1 protein-coding gene is annotated in these 2366 nt (G+C 71.6%); it reads right to left on the reverse strand.

What is annotated here, in order from left to right; all coding sequences use genetic code 11:
- Window positions 1-193: 193 nt before the first annotated feature.
- Window positions 194-2032 carry a Stk1 family PASTA domain-containing Ser/Thr kinase gene (gene pknB / locus F8279_RS29555; RefSeq protein WP_091413690.1) on the reverse strand — a complete coding sequence of 613 codons (1839 nt, stop codon included), beginning with the start codon at window positions 2030-2032 and terminating at the stop codon, window positions 194-196.
- Window positions 2033-2366: the final 334 nt, after the last annotated feature.

The following is a 2366-nucleotide window of genomic DNA, read 5'->3' on the forward strand; positions in this document are numbered from 1 at the left end:
ATGAAGTTAGCGGCACCGAGCGTCCGATTTGTCCCCGCCCACCCCTTCTTCCGTCGATCATGAAGTTGGCGGGGACAAATCGGACGCTCGGTGCCGCTAACTTCATGGTCAACGGGAGAAGCGGGGCGGAGATGCGAGCGCGGCGGCGGCCCCGGGATCGGGGACGCCGCCGCGTCGGTCGGTCAGGTGAAGGTCAGCGGTCGGTACGTGTCGGCGCGATGGTCGGGAACGGGAAGCCGCTACCGCCGCCGTTGCCGCCACCACCGTTGCCCGGCGTGCTCGGCGTCGTGCTGGGGGTGACGCTCGGCGTCGGGCTCGTGGGCTCCTCCTCGCGCGGCACGTCGACCCGGATGGTCACCCGCTCGCCCTTGGCCAGGCTGGTCCCGGCGCGGGGCGACTGGCTGCTGACCTTGCCCGCCTCGGCCGGGTCGACCTCGTCGCCCTCCTGGACCCGGACCTCGTAGCCGGCCTCCTTGAGCCGCTGCGTCGCCTGGTCCTCGGTGTAGCCGCGGACGTTCGGCACCTCGCTGACGTTGCCCCGGGAGACCTTGAGTGTCACCTTGCTGCCCTCGGCGACCGGGCTGCCCTCGTTGGGCGACACGGAGACGACCTGGTCCTTCGGCGCGCTGTCGTTCACCAGCTCCACCACGGGAACGAGTTTCTGCTCGCGCAGACGCGTCTCCGCAGCGTCCCTGGTGCTGCCCTTCAGGCCGGTGGGGATGGTGACCTGGCCCGGGCCGGTGCAGACGTTGACGGTGACCTCGGTGTCCTTCTCCACCCGCTGGCCGAACGACGGGCTCTGGTCGACCACCGAGCCCTTCTCGCACGTGGTGTTCTGCACCGGATCGCCGGCGGTGAACCGCAGCCCGGCCTGGGTGAGCGCCGCCTGCGCCTCGGCCTGCGAACGGCCCACCAGCTGCGGCACCGACACCTTCTCGTTGCCGGCCTGGTTGAGCCAGAGCGCGGTGCCGAGCGCGATCACCGCGAGCACGCCGAGCGCGGCGAACGCGGCGATGACCCAGGACGAGCTCTTGCGCTTGCCCGGATCTCCGACCCGCGCCACCGGCTGCTGGCGGGTCTGCGGGCCCATCATCTGGGTCTGCTGCGCCTGGTGGTAGCCGCCGCCCGCGGCGGCGCCCATCGGCATGGTCTCGTCGGCCGGCATCACGGGGGTGGCGAGCACCGGCCGGCCGGCGGCGGCGCGGAGCAGGTCCGCCCGCATCTCGCCGGCGCTCTGGTAGCGGTTGAGCGGGTTCTTCGACAGCGCCTTGAGCACGATCGCGTCGACAGCGGGGTTGACGTCCGGGTTGATCGTGCTCGGCGTCGGCGGCTGCTCCCGTACGTGCTGGTACGCGACGCTGACCGGGCTGTCCCCGACGAACGGCGGGTGGCCGCAGAGCAGCTCGAACAGCACGCAGCCGGCCGCGTAGACGTCGGAGCGGGCGTCGACCGCCTCGCCGCGCGCCTGCTCGGGGGAGAGGTACTGCGCGGTGCCGATGACCGCGCTGGTCTGCGTCATCGTGGTGGCGCCGCTGGCCAGCGCCCGGGCGATGCCGAAGTCCATCACCTTGACCTGGCCGGTCTGGGTGAGCATCACGTTCCCGGGCTTGATGTCCCGGTGGATGATTCCGTGCCGGTGGCTGAACTCCAGCGCGGCGCACATGTCGGCGCAGATCTCCAGCGCCCGGCGCGGCTGGAGCCGCCCCTCGACGCCGAGAACCTCCTTGAGGGTCCGGCCGTTGACGAACTCCATCACGATGAACGGCAGGGTCTCGCCCGTGGGCGCGGTCTCCTCGCCGGTGTCGTAGACGGCGACGATGGCCGGGTGGTTGAGCGAGGCGGCGTTCTGCGCTTCGCGGCGGAACCGCATCTGGAAGGTGGCATCCCGGGCCAGATCGGTACGGAGCATCTTGATCGCGACATCCCGCCCGAGCCGGAGGTCACGGCCGCGGTGCACCTCGGCCATGCCGCCGTAGCCCAGCAGCTCGCCGACCTGATACCTGCCACCGAGCAGGCGGGCCTGCGCTGTCATCGCGTCTCTCGTCCTTCGCTCGTCGTCGTACCGCCGCCGGCTGGCAGGAGGCGTACCTCACGACGGTACGACGTGCGGACCGGATAGTCGCCTCCGTACGGCTGCACCGCGCCGGAGGTCACGCTCACACTCGCCGGAGCGGATGCGGTAGCACCGTATTTCCGGTACAGGAACGAAATCACGCCCGAGCAGAGGATGACCAGTACGGCCACCACGATCGCGGTCGTCCACAGCCCGGACCGGGAGCGCCGGGGCGGCGCGGCGGCGGGCGGTCGCGCGTACCCCAGGGGGTTGTGCTGGGGCACGGGGCGTGGTTGCGGGACGGGGGCCGCGC

Source organism: Micromonospora sp. AMSO1212t (assembly GCF_008868145.1).
In the GTDB taxonomy this organism is placed as follows: Bacteria; Actinomycetota; Actinomycetes; order Mycobacteriales; family Micromonosporaceae; genus Micromonospora; species Micromonospora tulbaghiae.

Excerpts from the sequence above, each read along its gene's own strand:
- pknB (WP_091413690.1), bottom strand. The coding sequence starts at position 2,032 with ATGACAGCGCAGGCCCGCCTGCTCGGTGGCAGGTATCAGGTCGGCGAG.